We start from the raw sequence: 18,686 nt of genomic DNA on the forward strand, positions 1-18,686 counted from the left end.
CGCCGCGCCCGCCGCACCTGTCCCGTCCGCCGCCCCTGCCGCACCCACAGCGACGAAGGCCGCGCCGACCGACGCCGAGCTCAGGAGAGCCGCCGAGGTGCTGCGGATCATCTCCGACTCCTACTCCGCCAAGATGGTCGGCCAGGATCGGCTGCGCACGAGCCTCCTCGTCTCCCTCATCGCCGGCGGTCACATCCTGCTGGAGAGCGTTCCCGGCCTGGCGAAGACCACGGCCGCCAGCACTCTCGCCGACACCGTGAAAGCGCAGTTCAAGCGCATCCAGTGCACGCCCGACCTGCTCCCCAGCGACATCACCGGCAACCAGATCTACGACGCGGCGACGGGCTCCTTCCGCACCGTGCTCGGTCCGGTGCACGCGAACTTCGTGCTGCTCGACGAGATCAACCGCTCCAGCGCCAAGACCCAGAGCGCCATGCTCGAGGCGATGCAGGAGCACCAGACGACCATCGGCGGCGAGGTCCACCACCTGCCGAAGCCGTTCCTCGTGATCGCGACGCAGAACCCGATCGAGCAGGAGGGCACGTACGAGCTGCCCGAGGCGCAGATGGACCGCTTCCTGCTCAAGGAGATCGTCGAGTACCCGAGCCCCGCCGAGGAGCTCGAGGTCCTCAGCCGTATCGACTCCGGTGTGCTCGACCCCGACCGCCATGTGAGCAGCACGGTCAGCCTCGACGACGTGCACCTGCTGCAGGACGTCGCGAGCCGCATCTACGTCGACCCCGCGATCCGGAACTACATCGTGTCCATCGCCTACGTCACCAGGAACCCGGCGCCGTACATCGGCGAGGAGCGCGCGCGCTTCATCAAGTACGGCGCGAGCCCCCGGGCGAGCATCGCGTTCCTGCAGGCTTCGCGGGCACTGGCGCTGCTCAAGGGGCGCGCACACGTGCTGCCCGAAGACATCCGCGAGCTGCGGCACCTCGTGCTCCGCCACCGCGTGCTCCTGACGTTCGAGGCCGACGCCGAGGGCATCCGCAGCGAGGAGATCATCGACCAGATCTTCGCGTCGGTCCCCACTCCCTGACCCGTTCATGGCCAGCCTGATCACGCAGGTGAAGAGCAAGCTCTTCATCCACTCGACGCGCAAGTCGCTGCACGCGCTGGACGGCGCCTACGCGTCGCTGCTGCACGGGCGGAGCCTCGACTTCGAAGACCTGCGCAAGTACGAGTACGGCGATCAGGTGCGCGACATCGACTGGCGGGCGACCGCGCGGCTGGGCACTCCCCTGGTCAAGCGCTCGCGCGCCACACGGATGCACACCGTGTTGTTCGCCGTCGACACCGGCCGCTCGATGTCGGCCCTCGCCGCCGACGAACGCTCGAAGAAGGAACTGGCGATCCTCGCCACGGGGATGCTCGGCGTGCTGACGCTGCGCCACGGCGACGATTTCACCACGGTCTACGGCGACTCCGCGAAGGTGCGTCGACTCGCGCCGGGCCGCAGCGAGGGGGCGCTCGAACATGCCCTGCGCACGATCGACCGCGCGATCGACGAGACCTCCGCACCGAGCGACCGGGATGCACTGCTGTCGTTCATCACGCGCACGATCTCGCGCCGGATGATCGTGGTCGTCGTCACCGATGAGGCCCCCGTGACGAGCGAGACCGAGCGGATGCTGCGGCGCCTGCGCGTGCAGCACGACGTCCTGTGGCTCACCGTGCGCGACGCCGACCCCGTGCTCGACCACGCGACCGGGCGCATCCGCAGCGACGTGGACAGCCGCTGGCAGGTGCCGGACTTCGTGCAGGGCGACCGTGGCATCGTGCGAGAGCTGACCGCGCAGCGCGACGCCGACGCCGCGCACCTCGCCGAGCTCCTCACGCGGATGGAGATCAGCCACGCCTCTCTGGACGGACAGGACGACGCCGTCACGCAGCTCCTGCAGCTGCTGAATCGGAGGTCGAATGCCCGGCTCTGACGAGCTCTACCCGCCGGCACAGTACGGCTGGGGATGGATGCTGCTCGCGATCGGCATCCTGCTCCTGCTGATCGCGGGGGCCTGGCTCCTGATCCTCCTCACTCGCCCCCGGCGCACCCTGTCCGTCGGCGAGCACAATGCCGGACAGACACCGCTGATCGTCGACGTGCTCTCGCAGCTGCGCACCGAGTACCTGACGCGCATCCAGCAGATCGAGACCGACTACCGCGAGCGCCGCCTCTCCCCGCGGCAGGCGAACCTCGAGCTCAGCCGCGTCGTGCGGACGTTCGTCAACGAGTACAGCGGCTTGGAGGCTCCCGTTCTCGCGCTCGATGACCTCGTGGCACGGGGCGTCCATCCCGCGCTCATCGATGCGATGGGCAGGCACTACTACCCGAGCATCTTCCGGCAGGGACCCGCGATCGATCCAGTCGCCGGTGCCGAGGCCGCCCGGACGGTGGTGCGCTCATGGCACTAGCGAATCCCTGGGTGCTCTTCGCCGCCGCGGCGGTCGTGCTGATCGCGGTGGCGATCGGCCTCGTCCTCGGTCTGCGCCGGAGCAGCCGTGGTCGCGCGGCGGACACGGCCCGGATCGCCCGCGCCGAACGGCTCCGCACGCTGCCCACCTTCCGTCAGGCGCTGGCGCGGCGGGCGGTGGCGCTCTCGGGCATCCTCGCCCTGGGCGCGGTCACGGCGCTCGTGGCGGGGGTGGTGTCCGCCCGACCGATGTCGGCGCAGACCGTCCAACCGGTCAACACGAGCCGCGACATCATGCTGTGCCTCGATGTCTCCGGATCCATGACCGAGGTCGACGTCGAAGTGCTGACCGTGTTCGACGAGCTGCTGGACGGCTTCGAAGGTGAGCGGATCGGGCTGACGATCTTCAACAGCTCACCGGTGCAGATCTTCCCGCTCACCGACGACTACGACTTCGTCCGCGAGCACCTCGAGAGCATGACCCGGAGCTTCGACTACGGCGACCAGGTCCCGGAGCACTGGCTCGGCACACTCAACGGCGACGGCGCCTCGCTGATCGGCGACGGCCTCGCCGCCTGCACGATGGGCTTCGACCACCCGGACGATGACCGCTCGCGCTCGGTGATCTTCGCCACCGACAACGAGATCAACGGCGCCTCGATCGTCACGCTCGACGAAGCGGCTGCCTACGCGGCGTCGAAGGGCGTACGCGTGTTCGCCCTGAACCCGGTGCAGGGCAAGGACACGGCGGTGAGCGCGGAGCTCACCGCCGCCGCGGAAGCCACCGGTGGCGCCGCATTCGGCCTGCGCGACACGACGACCGTCTCCGACATCGTCACCCAGGTGCAGGAGCAGGAGGCCACCGAGCTGCGGGGAGAGGCGCAGGTGGTCTGGACCGACACCCCCGACCTCTGGATCGCTCTGCTCTCGATCTGCCTCCTCGCCTTCGTCGTGGTGCTGTGGAGGCTGCGACTGTGATCTTCCATCCCGTACTCGCTCCGTTGCTGATCGCCCTGATCTGCCTCCCGATCATCGCCCTGGTCGTGTGGATCCTGGTGCGACCGGCGAAGGCGACGGCTGCTGCCTCGTCCGCACCGGGCTCCCTCGCCGGACACCGCGCCCTGTGGGCCATGCGCCTGGTGCTGGTGCTCGCCTGCGTCGTGATGCTGCTGCGCCCCGGCATCCCGGGCGGCGCCACCCAGACGCTCGCGACCGACACCGACATCGTGCTCGTCGTCGACACCACGGCGAGCATCGTCGCCGAGGACTGGGGCGACGGGGAACCTCGACTCGACGGCATCCGCGACGACGTGCGCGCGCTGGTCGAGGAGTACCCGGGCGCGCGCTTCGCCCTGATCACCTCGGATGCCGCCGCCGAGTTGCGGATGCCCCTCACCACCGACACGACGGCCCTCCTGGGCTCGCTGGACGTGCTGCGCCCCGAGGTCACCAGCCAGTCGCGCGGGAGTTCGATCGGCATCGCCGCGCCGCTGCTCGCGGAGACACTCACCTCGGCGGCCCAATCCTCACCCGACCGGTCGCGGATGGTCTTCTACTTCGGTGACGGCGAGCAGACCGTCGATACCCCGCCGGAGTCGTTCAGCGCGAGCGAGAAGTACACCGATGCGGGCGGCGTCTTCGGCTACGGCACGACCGAGGGCGGACCGATGCGCATCACAACGGGCGAGCTCTCGGACAGCGGGACCGGCTATATCCAATACCAGGGGTCCGACGCCCTCTCCGTGATCGAGGAAGGGAACCTGGAGAGGATCGCCGACCAGCTCGGGGTGGACTACCAGCGTCGGACCGCGGACACCGAAGCCGTACTGCCCGAGGCGCCGTCGACGACGACCGACTACGCCGAGTCCGGAGAGGTCGGCAACGCCATCGAGCTGTACTGGGTCGCGGCGCTCGTCATCCTCCTCATCCTCGGCGTCGAGCTCGCGCGCGCCACGATGCTGATCGCACAGCTGCGGCGACTGCGCGCGCCCCGGGAATCCCCCCGGCAACCGGGAGGCACCTCGTGACGATGACGAACGATGCCGCCGCCGCACTCCTGCGGTCGAATCGGCGACGCCGCCGCGTCCGTCGATGGGTCGCCATCGGCACCCTTCCGCTCACTCTCGCCGCACTGTTCTTCGTGGGCAAGCTGCTGAGCATGTACGCGTTCGCGCACCAGGCGATCACCGCCTACGTGGTCGACGACTTCGCGGGCTCGGAGGCGGCGGCGCGCGGACAGAGCTTCCTCAACTGGTTCGAGCCGTACAAGGCCCCCTTCAACATCGGCACGGCGCTCGGAGCGGCCGAACAGCTGCCGCAGGCGAGGGCGGAGCTCGAAGAGGCGCTCCGCCTGGCCACCGGGCTCGAAGTATGCGGGGTGCGGATCAACCTGGCTCTCGTCGTCGAGCGCATGGGCGACGCCGCCCGCGCCGGCGGCGATGGCGCGACCGCGGCCCAGCTCTACGGTGAAGCCCTGACGATCACCGCCGAGACGCCGGAGGAGTGTCACAGCGAGGAGGCGCAGGAGCAGTCGTCCGATCCTCAGCGCGACATGTCCGACTCGCTCGACAGCACCGAGGACCGCCTGAAGCAGAAGCAGCAGGAGCAGGATCAGCAGCAGCCCCCGCCTCCGCAGCCGAACGAGGACGAGCAGCCGTCCGAGGACAAGCTGCAGGACCTTCAGGACAAGCTCGAGCAGGGCACCCAGGAGCGCGACCAGCAGCTGGGCGAGGATCCCGGCGGGTCGGGAACGGACAAGCCGTGGTGATGGATCACGAGAAGCAGAGGGCTCGCTACCTCGCGGGGACCGAAGGCGCGCCCCCGGTTCCCCCGCCCGGCGGTTACCGCGGCGCACGCCGCGAGGCCTTCGTGCCCTCCCCCCCTGCCGCGGTCTCCGTCGCCGTCGAAGAGGAGCCGAGGAAGCCCGCCAACGCACTCGGGTGGACGGCCCTCACCGTGGCGGTCCTGTTCGCCCTGACGCTCCTGGGCACACTGCTGGCCGGCAGCACCGACATCCTCTACAGCGTCACGATGGTGACCGCTCAGCTCGTCGTGGTCGCCACGGTCATCGCCGCTCTGCTCTCACCGCGGGGACGCCTGCTGGGGGCGATCGCCCTGGTCGTCACGATCCTGTTCAACGTCGCCACCGTCGGCGGGATGAGCGCCCTGCAGACGTCGGCCTCCGGCAACTACGAGGGCATGAAGTCCGCCGAGCAGAAGCACGCGGAGGCGTATCCCGGGATCAAGGGCACGGATCCGCAGCAGACGCTTGCACAGCAGTCCCTGGAAGACGTGCGGGCACAGTCGGAGTCGCTCTTCGCCGACATCCGTGCGCGGCTCACCGACGAGTTCGGGTACACCTGGGTCGCGGTGGGCGACGAAGACCTGCGGCCGGAGCGCAACGGGTACGGCGGGGAGTCGATGCTGGTGGAGTACACCTCTCAGGGCTGGGCCACCGAGCAGCCGATCCAGGACGACGATCGCAAGTACGCGGTGATGGCCGTCATCAACGAGGTGGTCATCGAACACGGGCTGTGGGAGCTGTACTCGTTCAACGACCCCGCCATCTCCGGCATCGACCCGGGGATGATCACGAAGCTGTACGGCAGCGACGACCCCCGCTCGCAGCACACGTGGGAGTACTACACCGAGAACTACCCGGATCCGCTGCGCTTCTACGCCGACATCCACGACCTCTCGAACGATCAGGACGGCGGATTCCTCGCGGCACGCGAGGCGCAGCAGGCCCGCACCGGGGAGCCACTCGAGGGCCTTCAGCTGTTCGTGCTCGCGAGTGGGGTGCTCAGCGACGCCGATCGCGAGGAGTTCGAGACGCGGCTGCAGGACTACCCGGGCTACGAGTAGCCGAGGCGCAGGGTCCTCAGGCGCTGAGCGTCAGCAGCATCCGGGCGAGCACGTAGCGGGCGTGTCCGCGGGAGGTCCGCGGGTCGTAGCCAAGAATCACCACGAGCGCCGCCATCCGCTCCTGCACGCTGGAGTGGTGTCTTCCCAGGCGCACCGCCGCCGCCCGCACGCTCTGCTCCTCGATGACGGCGTCGAGCAGTTCGCGGCTTCGGTCGTCGAGCGCGGCGAGCGCGGCCGCATCCGGGTGGAGGGGGCCGGCGTCCGCGGCCTCCGCGACGAGCAGGAGCCCTCCGAGGTCGGCGGCATCGACGACCGGTTCCGCGGGATCGGTGAGCCGGACTGCCACCAGAGCGGAAGACCACGATCGCGGAAGCTGCTCTCCCGTGCCGGCGACCCCGAGACCCAGCCGCAGCTCCGCACCGTCGGGCCAGGCGTCCCGCGCCTCGGTGGAGGCATCCAGGATCGTCGCCCGCGTGAGTCCGTGCCGGGTGGCGACCACGGCAGACGGATACTGCGGCAGGGGTGCCGGGTCGGGAGGAGAGGCGACCATCCGCAGCGTCGCGTCGGTGAGACGAAGGCGCGGCAGTGCGGCGGCCCTCTCGTCGGCACCGGCGTAGGAGCTGATCGCCAGTTCGACAGCGCTCTCCGGCCCCACCGCGCGACGAGCCCGGATGATGCCGAGCGCGAGGCTGAGCCGTTCCAGGATCATCGCGTCGTTGGTGTGGGGATCGCCGTCGCGCTCGATCCAGGCGACGGCGTCCGGGCCGCTCTCCCGGATGAGCCAGGTGGGCGACGGCTCGATGGGGTCGATGCGCACCCCGTCCGCGCGCACGCGCACGATCTGCCGACCGTCACGGTGTCCCGCGGTCGCGCCGCTGAGCACCGCGGCACCCCGCAGCATGCTCTCGACGCCGACGGAACGGGCCACGAGGGCGTCGAAGTACGTGACGACCTTGAGCGTCTCGCTGGCATCCGGGTCGAGGGCGGTGAGCCGCCCCAGCAGGTCTTGCATGTCGGGCTCCATCGCGCGGGGATTCCACCCTACGGGGTCGACGTGCCGTGCTCCCGTCGCACTCTCTGCCGCCCCGAGGGCCGGAAACGGGCAGGGAGTGCGACGGGAGGGGTCCGGGCACGGAATCCGGACTCAGGAGAGCAGGCGGTTCACCCAGTTGTCGCGGGCCGCGAGCATGGCCTGCGCGACGGCGGCGTGCGGGGCGAACATGTCGAAGCCGTGGAACCCTCCGGCCCAGACGTGCAGTTCGGCCTGGACGCCGGCTTCCCACAGCTTCGTGGCGTACGCGACGTCCTCGTCGCGGAACACCTCGGCGCTGCCGCAGTCGATGAACGCGGGCGGGAGGCCGGAGAGGTCGGTGGCGCGGGCGGGTGCCGCGTAGATCGACACGTCGTCCGTGCCCTTGCGGTCGCCGAGGAGCGCCGACCATCCGGTGACGTTCGAGCCGCGGTCCCAGACGCCGATCCCATCGATCTGATGCGTCGACACCGACGCATCACGATCGTCGAGCATCGGGTAGATGAGCAGCTGACCGATCAGCTCAGGACCCTTCCGGTCACGGGCGAGGAGGGCGGTGCCCGCCGCCAGCCCGCCCCCGGCGCTGCCGCCACCGATCAGCAGCCGCGACGTGTCGATGCCGAGCTCGTCGGCGTGCTCCGCGGTCCACCGCAGCCCCGCGTAGCAGTCCTCGACGGGATAGGGGTCGGGGAACTCCGGAGCGAGTCGGTATTCGACCGTGACGATGACTCCGTTGAATCGCTCCGCCCAGTCGAGGAATCCGACCACGCCGAGCCAGCGGTTGCCGATGATCATGCCACCGCCGTGCGTGTGGAAGAACCCGGGGCCGGTGCCCGTGCGGCCTTCCTTCTCGATCACGGAGACGACGATGTCATCGCCCTCGTGTCCGGCGATCGTGACGTCCCGCCGCGTGAAGCCCCGCTCCCCGAGCGCCGCGAAGATCTCCTCATCCCCGCTCACGGGCGACTGCCGGAGCAGCGGGATCATCTCGGGCGTCAGCGTGGGTGGCAGCTGGTCGCCGACGAGGGCGAGCGCGGCTTCGAGCTCGGGATCGAAGGGCGGTCGTGCCAGGGTCGTGTCCGTCATCAGAACTCCTTTGTCCTCGGCCGCCGTCGCGGCGGCGTCTCGCCAGACTCGCGCACGCGACACCCGAGGATAACCCGCCACCCGAGGCCGATCCGACGCATTCCGTCCGCCGGGTGGCGGGTGCCTCCCCTCCCCGGTGGAGGTGTCCCTTGAACACGCTTCCCCCCGTGGATAGCCTGGCGCCACAGGGAAAGGAAGGCGCGGATGATCCGAGTTCTCGATGAACAGCAGTCCGCCGAGTTGCTGAGCACCACCACGATCGGCCGCATCGGTTTCGTGCACGACGGCCGCGTGCAGATCCTGCCCGTGAACTACGTCGTCTCCGGCCACGACCTGCTCCTCCGCACCGCGCCCGAGGGACTGCTGGCCGAGCTGACGCACGAGCCGGCGGACGTCTCGTTCGAGGTGGACTATCACGACCCCCTCGGCAGCACCGCCTGGAGCGTCCTGATGCACGGGCCGCTGTCCCGGGTGCCCGAGGAAAAGGCGGCCGGCGCCGGAGCTCGCGTGACCCCGTGGGCCGGGAGCGAACGGGACCTCCCCCTGGCGTTCCACATCGAGCACATCACGGGGCGCATCGTCCGTCGAGACCAGGAGCACGGAGAGACCTGATCGCCGGCGGCGGGGTGTTCGCCGCGCGTCGTCAGCTCGCCAGGGCCAGCCCTGCGGCGAGCGCGAACCCCAGCACGGTCGCGAGGCCCGTGGACTCCTTCGCCTTCGACTGCGCCTCGGGGATCATCGAGTCCACGAGCATCACCAACAGCGCACCGGCCGCGAAGCCGCTCGCCGCCGAGCGGAAGTCATCCCCGGTCACGCTCGCCAGCCCGAATCCGGCAACCGTCGCGAGCGCGCAGATCACGGCGACGCCCGCCCACAGCAGGAGCACCCGGGACTTCGCCATCCCGCCTTCGAGCAGGTCAGCGGCCGAGCCGATCGATTCGGGAAGGTTCGACACCAGGATGGCGACCACGAGCGCGATGCTGACCGGCTCCCCCGAGGCGAGGCCGATCCCGAGCACGAGCTGCTCCGGGATGCCGTCGAGCAGCGCTCCGACCGCGAGCTGGCCGCCGCCCGCCTCGGCCTTGGTCTTCGCGGCACGGGCGTCGAGGATGCGATCGGCGATGTAGTAGCTGATCGCTCCGGCCGCGACACCGATCACCAGGGGGATGGGGCCGGCGAGATCCAGCCCCTCCTCCCAGAGCTCGAACGCGATCGACGCCATCAGCGCGCCCGCGCCGAAGCCCAGGACGATACCGAGCCACCGCGGCGGCCACTTCCGGAGCAGCGCGAGCACCGCACCGATGAACAGCGGTGCCGCCGCGACCGCACCCCACAGGATTGCTCCACCCATGTCCGCCATGTCCGACCTCCGTCGGCCCACTCTTGCACCTCTGGGGCCTCCCCGCCGCTCCGACTTCGGCCAAAACGGAGACGTGTCGTGCGTCCGTCGGCGAGTCGCGCCTCGACACGCCGCCCCGCGCCCGCCACTCCTCCGTTTTCGCCTCCAGCGGCCGAGGAGAGGACGAGACGACTGACGCTGCCTGCGCGTCCGCCGCCGATATGAAGCACTCGTTTGCCACCATTCGAATGGTACGGTCATGGCATGAGAGCAACCATGGACAAGGCAGGGCGGATCGTGATCCCGGCCGCGCTCCGTGAGCGCGTCGGATTGATCCCCGGCCCGGTCGATCTCCTCCTCGACGGCAACGGCATCCGGATCGAGATCGACGCTCCGGACAACCTCATCGAGAAGGATGGCCGTCTCGTCATCACAGGCGGCCCGACACTCACTGTGGACGAGATCCGGGAGCTCCGACTTGCCGATCAGCGCTGATCTCCTCCTCGACACCAGTGCCGCGATCGCGCTGGTCCATGACCGGCACCCGGCACACGAACGGATGCTCGAGCTCACCCACGGTCGCGTCATCGGGCTCGCCGGGCATGCGGCCGTCGAGACGTACTCGGTGCTGACGCGCCTGCCGGGCGCCGCGCGCGTCAGCCCCGGTCGCGCGCAGGAGATCATCGACCGGTCGTTCCCCGCCTCCGCACCGCTTTCGCCGACGACGGCGGCGGCTGCGATCACCACCTTCGCCGAGGCGGGCATCGCAGGGGGCTCGGTGTACGACGGACTCGTGGGCCTGGCCGCACGGGAATCCGCCGTCCCACTACTCACGTGCGACCGTCGCGCCCTGGGCACGTATGCCGCGCTCCGGGTGGAGGTCCTCCTCGCCTGAGGGCGGCATCCCCACCGTCATGCGGGACAGGGCGACACGCCGCCCGCGGATAGACTGGGAGCCATGTCCAAGGTCCTCCAGTCCCTGCCCGTCGGCGAGCGCGTCGGCATCGCCTTCTCCGGAGGACTCGACACCTCCGTCGCCGTCGCGTGGATGCGCGAGAAGGGCGCCGTGCCCTTCACGTACACGGGCGACCTCGGCCAGTACGACGAAGACGACATCGAATCGATCCCCGGCCGCGCGCTGGAGTACGGCGCGGAGGCGTCGCGCCTGATCGACTGCAAGACCGCCCTGGTCGAAGAGGGCTTCGTCGCCCTCTCCTGCGGCGCGTTCCACATCCGCTCCGGCGGCAAGACCTACTTCAACACGACGCCCCTCGGTCGCGCCGTCACCGGCACCATGCTGGTGCGCGCCATGAAGGAGGACGGCGTCGACATCTGGGGCGATGGCTCCACCTACAAGGGCAACGACATCGAGCGGTTCTACCGCTACGGCCTGCTCGCCAACCCGCGTCTGCGCATCTACAAGCCGTGGCTCGACGCCGACTTCGTCACCGAGCTGGGCGGCCGCAAGGAGATGAGCGACTGGCTGGTCGCGCGCGACTTCCCGTACCGCGACTCCGCCGAGAAGGCCTACTCGACCGACGCCAACATCTGGGGCGCGACGCACGAGGCGAAGACGCTCGAGCACCTGGACGTCTCGCTCGAGACCGTCGACCCGATCATGGGCGTGAAGTTCTGGGACCCCTCCGTCGCGATCGAGACCGAAGACGTCACCGTCACCTTCGAGTCCGGTCGTCCGGTCGCGATCAACGGCGTCGAGTACAGCGACCCGGTCGCCCTCGTCATGGAGGCGAACACCATCGGCGGACGCCACGGCCTGGGCATGAGCGACCAGATCGAGAACCGCATCATCGAGGCCAAGTCCCGCGGTATCTACGAGGCCCCGGGCATGTCGCTGCTGTTCATCGCCTACGAGCGCCTGGTCAACGGCATCCTGAACGAGGACACGCTCGCCACCTACCACGAGCAGGGCCGCCGCCTCGGTCGCCTCATGTACGAGGGCCGCTGGTTGGAGCCGCAGTCGCTCATGCTGCGCGAGTCGATCCAGCGCTGGGTCGGCCTCACCATCTCGGGCACCGTGACGATCCGTCTGCGCCGCGGAGACGACTGGACCATCCTCGACACCGTCTCCCCGAACCTCTCCTACGGTCCGGAGAAGCTGTCGATGGAGCGGGTCGGCGATGCCGCATTCGGACCGGTCGACCGCATCGGCCAGCTCACCATGCGCAACCTCGACATCGCCGATTCGCGCGCACGTCTGGAGCAGTACGCGGGACTCGGCCTCGTGGGGGGCGCGACCGGCGAGCTCGTGGGTCGCGTGACGGCCGGCGAGTCGAGCGAGATCACCGAGTCGGTCCACGGGTCGATCTCCGAGGCCGATGAGACCCTGGCGGATGCCGTCGACTCTGCCTCCGAGGGTGCGGCCTTCGACTCCGGCACCGACTGATCCCGGACGCCTGACCCGGGGCCCAGCACGCACTCGGGTCTGCGCCGCACGCGGGTCTGCGCCGCACGCGGGTTTGCCGCGCACCTGCATGATCCGGCGACGAATGCATGACCGGCCCATCCGGATCGCTCATGCATCCGGGGAGCAGTCATGCATGTGGGACGAGCCATACCTGCGGGCCGAGCCATACCTGCCGCGCCGCACTCGGGTTTGCCGCGCACCTGCATGATCCGGCGACGAATGCATGACCGGCCCATCCGGATCGCTCATGCATCCGGGGAGCAGTCATGCATGTGGGACGAGCCATACCTGCGGGGCCGAGCCATGCCCGCGGGGCGGCGATCCTGAGAGCCGACTTCGAATCCACCCTCTATCTTGCACACTAGTGTGCATGATCGTATCCTGGACCGATGACAACTCGTGCACCCCGTCGCGACGCCGTCGAGAATCGCGCCGTCATCCTCGCCGCCGCACGGTCGACCCTGGCGGTCGACCCCTATGCCTCGATCGATGTCATCGCACGCACCGCGGGCCTCTCCCGTCGCACGCTCTACGGGCACTTCGACGATCGCGACGCCCTGATCCGCGAGCTCATCTCGACCGGAGCACAACGATTCAACTCGATCGCCGCCTCGATCGATGACGAGGATGCCCGGATCACCCTCGCCCGCCTCGCCGCGCGGCTCTGGCACGAGGCGGCGCACGTGCACCTCGCTGCGGCACTCGCGCTCGATGAGACGCATGTGGAACACACCGCGGCGGCACTCGCACCCCTGCGTCGCACCGTCGCCGACCTCGTGCGCCGCGGCCAGGAGGACGGGAGCTTCCGCACGGATCTCGCCGCGCCCACGCTCGCACGCTTGATCGAGGAGATGGCCCGCACCGTCGTCTCGCGCACGGATGCCACCAGCTCCGACGCGGCCGACGTCGCCGTGCGCACCGTGCTGAGCATCGCCGGACTTTCCTGGCGTGAAATCGACGACCTCCTCACCGCTCACCCCGACATCGACGCCACCGCACCCGCAGATCGGACGGCCCGCGCATGAAGATCGCCCTGCAGGACGTGAGCAAAGGACGCGGCGGTCAGGCCCTTCCCGCGACGTCGTTGGAATTCCACACCGGTGCCGTGCGCTTCGCCCTCGCCGAGACCGAACAGCGTCCGACCGTGCTCGGACTGATCGCGAGCGGCCGCATGCGCCCCGACACCGGACGGGTGAGCATCGACGGTACAACCGACCCGAAGGCGCTGCGCCGGCACCTCGCGCTGGTCGATGCCCCGGATGTCAGCGATCCGCATCCCGACATCACGCTCGCCGGCGTCGTGGGCGAAGAGCTCATGTTCGCCGGCGTCGGCGCCACACCACTGCACGCACGGCGCTGGCTCGCCCGGTTGGGGTTCGGTGAGCTCGCCTCGGTGCCGATCGGGAACATCGATCCTGCCGCCCGCGTGCGCATCCTGTGCGAACTCGCCGTGTTGCGCGAAGGCGTCGAGGGCCTGGTCCTCGTCTCCCCCGACCGGCACGGCGGACGTCCGGACGGCTGGTGGCGCATCGCCGGGGAGTTCGCCGACCGTGGCTACGCGATGCTCGTGATCGTCGGCGGCTCGGCAGCGGTCGCTCTGGAGCGGATGCACGAGTTCGATGCGATCAACGCCTCCGGACCCGTCGATCCGCTTCCCACACCCGCGCCCGCGCCCGAACCCGACCCCGGACCGGACCCCGAACCCGAGCCCGAGCCCGACCCCGGACCCGAACCCGGACCGGTGGCCGACACGCCAGATGTCGGACCGGACGGGGCAGAAGGTCCTGCATTTGGCGTGTCGGCGGACGCCACGAACCTTGCGGCGGACGCCACGAACCATGACGCGGACACCCCGCTTCCCCTGCGCGAGGACCCCTCAGAGAACGGAGGTGGGCGATGAAGGTTCCCGCCATGATCGCCGCTGAGCTGCGGCGACTGACTGCGAGCAGGATGGGGATCCTCGCCCTGGTCGCGCTGATCTGCGTGCCGATCCTCTACGGCGGCCTCTACCTTTGGGCGAACCAGGACCCGTATGCCAAGTTCCCCGAGGTTCCCGTCGCTCTGGTCGTCGACGACGCCGGTGCGCCCGCCCCCACCAGCGGCACCGAGCCGGCGACCGGCGAAGATGTGAACTACGGCGAGGATGTGGCCGAGAACCTCCTCGAGGGCAATGCCTTCGACTGGCAGCGGATGACGGCGGACGACGCCTCCGAGGCACTGCGGACGGGTGCCGTCGACTTCACCGTGACCATTCCGGCGGACTTCTCCACCGCACTGACCTCCGCCGCCGGCACGGACCCCCACCAAGCACGGATCGTCCTCGAGACCAACGACGCGAACAACTATCTCGCCTCGTCGATGGGTACCCAGGCCGTCGAGAAGATCCGCAGCTCGGTGGCTGAGATGGTCGGGAGCCAGGCGGCCGAGCGACTGCTCACCGGCCTCAGTGACGTGCGCGACAACCTCGTCACCGCGACGGAGGGGGCCACGCAGCTCGCGGACGGCGCGGGGACGGCCGCGACGGGGAGCTCCACGCTCGCAGACGGCACCGCCAAACTCGCGGACGGCACCGCTCAACTCGCGGCAGGAGCGCAGACGCTCGCGAGCGGCGCACAGCAGGTCAGCGCGGGGAACCGCCAGTTGGCGGACGTCGCCGACCGTGCCGGCGCGGCAGTCCAGCAGGCGACCAACGCCCTCCCGCAGGTGCGCACCGACATCGCGAACGCCCTGACGGAGCGGGGTCTCACCCCGGAGGAGATCGACCAGGTCCTGGCCACGCTCGACCCGCTGGGCTCCCGCCTGGAGGAGGGCAACGCGCAGGTGCAGAGCGCGGTCGGCAAAGTCGACCAGCTCGCCGACGGCGCCGCATCCCTGGCGTCCGGTGCCGCCGATCTCGCATCGGGAGCCGGCACGGTCGCGACCGGAGCTTCGGCCGCGAACACCGGCGCGGTCCAACTGCGGGACGGGCTCGCGACGCTCGCATCCGGAACGACGGAGCTGCGCGACGGGCTGTCCGCCGGCGTCGACGCGATCCCGTCCTCCACACCGGAGCTGCGGACACTGCAGGCAGACACGATCGCCGACCCCGTGAAGGTGTCGAGCGACAAGGTCGCGTCCGCGGAGGACTACGGCGCCGGCCTCGCACCGTTCTTCGCCGCGCTCTCGGCCTGGATCGGCATCTACGCACTGTTCCTGATCGTGAAGCCGATCTCTCGGCGCGCGATCACCGCCCTGCACTCGCCCATCCGCATCACGCTGGCCGGGTGGCTGACCCCCGCGATGCTGGGCGCCGTGCAGATGGTCGGGCTCATGGGCATCCTGGCGATCACCCTCGGCTTCACCTTCGACCACCCGCTCGGCACCCTCGGCGTGATGATGTTCGCCTCGGCCACCTTCGCGGCGATCATCCTCGCCCTCAATGTCTGGCTCGGGTCGGTCGGGCAGTTCCTCGGCCTGGTGCTGATGGTGCTGCAGCTGGTCACCGCGGGAGGGACGTTCCCCTGGCAGACGCTGCCCGGCCCCCTCGCCGCCCTCCATCACGTCCTCCCCCTGGGCTACGTGGTCGACGCGATGAGGCAGCTCATGTACGGCGGAGACTACGCACGCGCCGGGTGGGATCTGGTGGTCCTCGGAGCCTGGCTCGCCGGTGCGCTGCTGCTGGCGATGATCGGGGTGACGCGCATGACCCATCGGCGCACCCTGCGCGACCTGCAACCGAGCTTGATCGGCTGACGATCCCGGGCGTTCGTCGCGGGACACGCCGCGACGAGCGCCCGGCCGGATATGATGCGAAGGCGCGACCCTGATACGCGCACTGGGGCTCGATGGGACTGAGTTCCACATGTCTACCCGAAAGAGTTCTCGACGATGACGACCGATTCACAGGCATCCGCCGCACCCGCACGCCCCTCCCTGGGAGTCCGGATCGGACGCATCGCGTTCCTGGTGGTGGCCGCTGTCGTCGTGGTCGCCGTGGCCGCGGCGTTCTTCGTGACCTGGACGATCCAACGCTCCTTCCCGCAGACAGCCGGCACACTGGAGCTCGATGGGCTCCAGGCCGAGGTCACGGTGCAGCGAGACGCCCGCGGCATCCCGACGATCACGGCGGACTCCACCGACGACCTCTTCTATGCCCAGGGCTTCGTGCACGCCCAGGACCGGTTCTTCGAGATGGACTTCCGTCGCCACGTGACCGCGGGTCGAGTCGCGGAGATGTTCGGTGAGTCGCAGGCCGCGACCGATGCGTTCCTGCGCACCCTCGGCTGGCGCGACGTCGCCGAGGCCGAGGTCGAGGCGATGGACGACATCACGCGCGGCTACTACGAGGCCTACGCCGACGGGGTCAACGCCTACCTCGCTTCCCGCTCCGGAGCGGAGCTGTCGCTTGAATATGCAGTTCTCGGCATACAGAACCCGGACTACGCACCCGAGCCGTGGGAACCCGCCGACTCGGTCGCCTGGCTCAAGGCGATGGCCTGGGACCTCCGGGGCAACATCGAGAACGAGACCGAGCGCTCGCTCCTCGCCGCCGAGTCGAGCGAGGCCGACGAGACGACCACCGAGACCGGCGACCTGCTCGCGCAGCTCTACCCCGACTATCCGTTCGACGAGAATCCGGTGATCGTCCCGAAGATCTCCACGGTGCCGACTCTCGACACCGGCGCGGAGCCCGCCGCCTACACGCTCCCCGAGACCGAGGGCCAGATCCAGCAGGCGACCACGACGATCGAGTGGACCGAGACGTCGAGCGTCATCGAGGCGGCGAGCGAACTCGTCGGCGATGTGGGCGAGGGGATCGGCTCGAACTCCTGGGTGGTCTCCGGCGACCTCACCGAGAGCGGTGCACCGTTGCTGGCGAATGACCCGCACCTCGGCGCCTCCCTCCCTTCGGTCTGGTACCAGGTGCAGCTCACCTGCTCGACCGTGGACGACGACTGCCCGTTCGACGTCAGCGGCTTCTCGTTCTCGGGCTTGCCCGGCATCGTGATCGGGCACAACAGCCAGGTCGCCTGGGGCTTCACCAACCTCACGACCGATGTGACCGACCTCTACGTCGAGCGCGTCGTCGGCGACGAGTACTGGCGCGACGGGAAGCTGGTCCCGCTCGAGCAGCGCACCGAGACGATCAAGGTCGCCGGCTCCGACGACATCGAGTTGACGATCCGCTCGACCGTGCACGGGCCGATCATCTCGGGGCTCACCGACGACTTCACAGCGATCGCCGACGACCCCGCGCCCGCCCTCGACGCCGGTGGTGCCACCACTCCCGCGCCCGGCGCAGAGGACGAGGCCGAGTACGCGGTCAGCCTGCGCTGGACCGCCCTCGACCCGGGCACGACAGCGACCGCGATCTTCGCCCTGGGCACCGCGCAGGACTTCGAGGACTTCCGCTACGCCGCATCCCTCTTCGACGTGCCGGCCCAGAACCTGATCTACGCCGACACCGAGGGCAACATCGGCTACCAGACGCCCGGCCGACTCCCGATCCGGGGCGCCGGCGACGGGTGGATGCCACAGCCGGGATGGGACAGCAGCTACGACTGGACCGGGTACATCCCGTTCGAGGAACTGCCGGTGTCGTACAACCCCAGCTCGGGGTACATCGTGACCGCGAACAACGCGATCGTGGCGGATGACTACTCCTACTTCCTCTCCCGCGACTGGGACTACGGGTACCGGGCGGCGCGCATCGCACACCTGATCGAACGACGCGCGGCGGCCGCTCCGCTGACCGCCCAGGACATGCGCGACATCCAGATGGACAACGAGATGTGGATCGGCAAGCACCTCGTGACCGTGATGGGCGACGTCGAGGTGAGCGGAGCCGGACCGAAGGACGCCGTGGAACTGCTGACCACGTGGGACGCCCAGAACTCGGCATCCTCCGCCGCGGCCGCCTATGCCAACGTGCTCTGGTCGAACCTCGTGCAGAACATCTTCGCCGAACGTGAACAGCCGCTCCCCATCGACGGGCAGGGCCGGCTCTTCACGGTGGTCGCCGACTTGTTCGAGGACCCGTCCGACCCGCTGTGGACCAACACAGCGCTCGGCGTCGACGGGATGGAGTCCATGCTGAAGCTCTCGGCGGAACAGGCCTACGAGGAGCTCGCCGCGCTGCAGGGTGAAGACGTCCTGCGGTGGAACTGGGGCGACCTCCACGCGATCACCCTCACGAGCGACACCCTCGGTTCCTCCGGCATCGCGCCGATCGAAGCTCTGTTCAACCGGGGCCCGTTCCCCGTGGGCGGCGGAGCGTCCGTGGTGAACGCGACCGGATGGGCGCTCGGCGTCTCGTACGCGACGACGACGGTGCCCTCGATGCGCATGGTCGTCGACCTCTCGGACTTCGATGCGTCGACCTGGAACCACCTCACCGGGGCGTCCGGCCACGCCTTCCACGCGAACTACACCGACCAGACCGAGGACTGGGCCGCCGGCGTGCAGACGCCGTGGGCCTTCACGGAGAAGGCCGTCGCGGCGGCGACCGTCGACACCCTGCTGCTGACCCCGGCCGGCTGAACCGTC

18 protein-coding genes are annotated in these 18,686 nt (G+C 69.6%); 15 read left to right on the forward strand and 3 right to left on the reverse strand.

The features are described from left to right. Positions 1-97: 97 nt before the first annotated feature. From E0W80_RS05225 to E0W80_RS05255, 7 genes are read left to right on the forward strand one after another with little or no spacing between them, the layout of a single operon-like run. Positions 98-1,045 (forward strand): AAA family ATPase, encoded by a 948-nt coding sequence (locus E0W80_RS05225; RefSeq protein WP_131491718.1) that lies wholly within the window; start codon positions 98-100, stop codon positions 1,043-1,045. A gap of 7 nt (positions 1,046-1,052) precedes the next feature. After that, positions 1,053-1,940: a DUF58 domain-containing protein gene (locus tag E0W80_RS05230; RefSeq protein WP_131491590.1), complete on the forward strand. Its 888-nt coding sequence runs from the start codon at positions 1,053-1,055 to the stop codon at positions 1,938-1,940. Further along, positions 1,927-2,418, forward strand: coding sequence for a hypothetical protein (locus E0W80_RS05235; protein WP_131491591.1), 492 nt, complete (start codon positions 1,927-1,929; stop codon positions 2,416-2,418). Before E0W80_RS05230 ends, E0W80_RS05235 begins: the two co-directional genes overlap by 14 nt. Beyond that, positions 2,409-3,395 (forward strand): VWA domain-containing protein, encoded by a 987-nt coding sequence (locus E0W80_RS05240; protein WP_240740460.1) that lies wholly within the window; start codon positions 2,409-2,411, stop codon positions 3,393-3,395. The genes E0W80_RS05235 and E0W80_RS05240 overlap by 10 nt, the downstream gene beginning before the upstream one ends. After that, a complete protein-coding gene (locus tag E0W80_RS05245) occupies positions 3,392-4,444 on the forward strand; it encodes a VWA domain-containing protein (RefSeq protein WP_131491592.1) in 1,053 nt (350 codons plus the stop codon). The genes E0W80_RS05240 and E0W80_RS05245 overlap by 4 nt, the downstream gene beginning before the upstream one ends. 2 nt (positions 4,445-4,446) lie before the next feature. Continuing rightward, positions 4,447-5,184, forward strand: a complete 738-nt coding sequence (locus tag E0W80_RS05250; protein WP_240740468.1) for a hypothetical protein — start codon at positions 4,447-4,449, stop codon at positions 5,182-5,184. Continuing rightward, positions 5,184-6,281: a hypothetical protein gene (locus tag E0W80_RS05255; RefSeq protein ID WP_131491594.1), complete on the forward strand. Its 1,098-nt coding sequence runs from the start codon at positions 5,184-5,186 to the stop codon at positions 6,279-6,281. The genes E0W80_RS05250 and E0W80_RS05255 overlap by 1 nt, the downstream gene beginning before the upstream one ends. 16 nt (positions 6,282-6,297) lie before the next feature. Here the strand turns inward: E0W80_RS05255 and E0W80_RS05260 are convergent, their stop codons facing one another. Together E0W80_RS05260 and E0W80_RS05265 are read right to left on the reverse strand one after the other, a co-directional pair. Further along, positions 6,298-7,293 carry a hypothetical protein gene (locus E0W80_RS05260; RefSeq protein ID WP_240740461.1) on the reverse strand — a complete coding sequence of 332 codons (996 nt, stop codon included), beginning with the start codon at positions 7,291-7,293 and terminating at the stop codon, positions 6,298-6,300. A 132-nt stretch (positions 7,294-7,425) separates the two neighbouring features. After that, positions 7,426-8,397 (reverse strand): alpha/beta hydrolase, encoded by a 972-nt coding sequence (locus E0W80_RS05265; protein WP_131491596.1) that lies wholly within the window; start codon positions 8,395-8,397, stop codon positions 7,426-7,428. 204 nt (positions 8,398-8,601) lie between these two features. Between E0W80_RS05265 and E0W80_RS05270 the strand changes: the two genes are divergently transcribed. Further along, on the forward strand, positions 8,602-9,009 hold the full coding sequence (locus E0W80_RS05270; RefSeq protein WP_131491597.1) for a pyridoxamine 5'-phosphate oxidase family protein: 408 nt from the start codon (positions 8,602-8,604) through the stop codon (positions 9,007-9,009). Between the two features lie 31 nt (positions 9,010-9,040). Here E0W80_RS05270 and E0W80_RS05275 read toward each other — a convergent pair whose 3' ends face one another. Then, entirely contained in the window at positions 9,041-9,757 is a 717-nt protein-coding gene (locus E0W80_RS05275; protein ID WP_227991905.1) for a hypothetical protein, read from the reverse strand. A 243-nt stretch (positions 9,758-10,000) separates the two neighbouring features. Here E0W80_RS05275 and E0W80_RS05280 point away from each other — a divergent pair, with 243 nt between their 5' ends. The 7 genes from E0W80_RS05280 (at position 10,001) to E0W80_RS05310 (ending at position 18,680) form a co-directional block, all read left to right on the forward strand. After that, entirely contained in the window at positions 10,001-10,231 is a 231-nt protein-coding gene (locus tag E0W80_RS05280) for an AbrB/MazE/SpoVT family DNA-binding domain-containing protein (protein WP_227991904.1), read from the forward strand. After that, entirely contained in the window at positions 10,215-10,631 is a 417-nt protein-coding gene (locus tag E0W80_RS05285; protein WP_131491598.1) for a PIN domain-containing protein, read from the forward strand. The genes E0W80_RS05280 and E0W80_RS05285 overlap by 17 nt, the downstream gene beginning before the upstream one ends. Positions 10,632-10,694: 63 nt before the next feature. Continuing rightward, entirely contained in the window at positions 10,695-12,140 is a 1,446-nt protein-coding gene (gene argG, locus E0W80_RS05290; protein WP_131491599.1) for an argininosuccinate synthase, read from the forward strand. A 410-nt stretch (positions 12,141-12,550) separates the two neighbouring features. Then, on the forward strand, positions 12,551-13,186 hold the full coding sequence (locus E0W80_RS05295) for a TetR/AcrR family transcriptional regulator (RefSeq protein ID WP_131491600.1): 636 nt from the start codon (positions 12,551-12,553) through the stop codon (positions 13,184-13,186). Then, entirely contained in the window at positions 13,183-14,061 is an 879-nt protein-coding gene (locus E0W80_RS05300) for a hypothetical protein (protein WP_205802306.1), read from the forward strand. The genes E0W80_RS05295 and E0W80_RS05300 overlap by 4 nt, the downstream gene beginning before the upstream one ends. Next, positions 14,058-15,893 (forward strand): YhgE/Pip domain-containing protein, encoded by a 1,836-nt coding sequence (locus E0W80_RS05305; protein ID WP_131491601.1) that lies wholly within the window; start codon positions 14,058-14,060, stop codon positions 15,891-15,893. Before E0W80_RS05300 ends, E0W80_RS05305 begins: the two co-directional genes overlap by 4 nt. A 135-nt stretch (positions 15,894-16,028) precedes the next feature. Continuing rightward, positions 16,029-18,680 carry a penicillin acylase family protein gene (locus E0W80_RS05310; RefSeq protein WP_131491602.1) on the forward strand — a complete coding sequence of 884 codons (2,652 nt, stop codon included), beginning with the start codon at positions 16,029-16,031 and terminating at the stop codon, positions 18,678-18,680. Positions 18,681-18,686: the final 6 nt, after the last annotated feature.

Origin of the sequence: Microbacterium sp. PI-1, from assembly GCF_004337555.1 — a bacterium.
Lineage (GTDB): Bacteria > Actinomycetota > Actinomycetes > Actinomycetales > Microbacteriaceae > Microbacterium > Microbacterium aurugineum.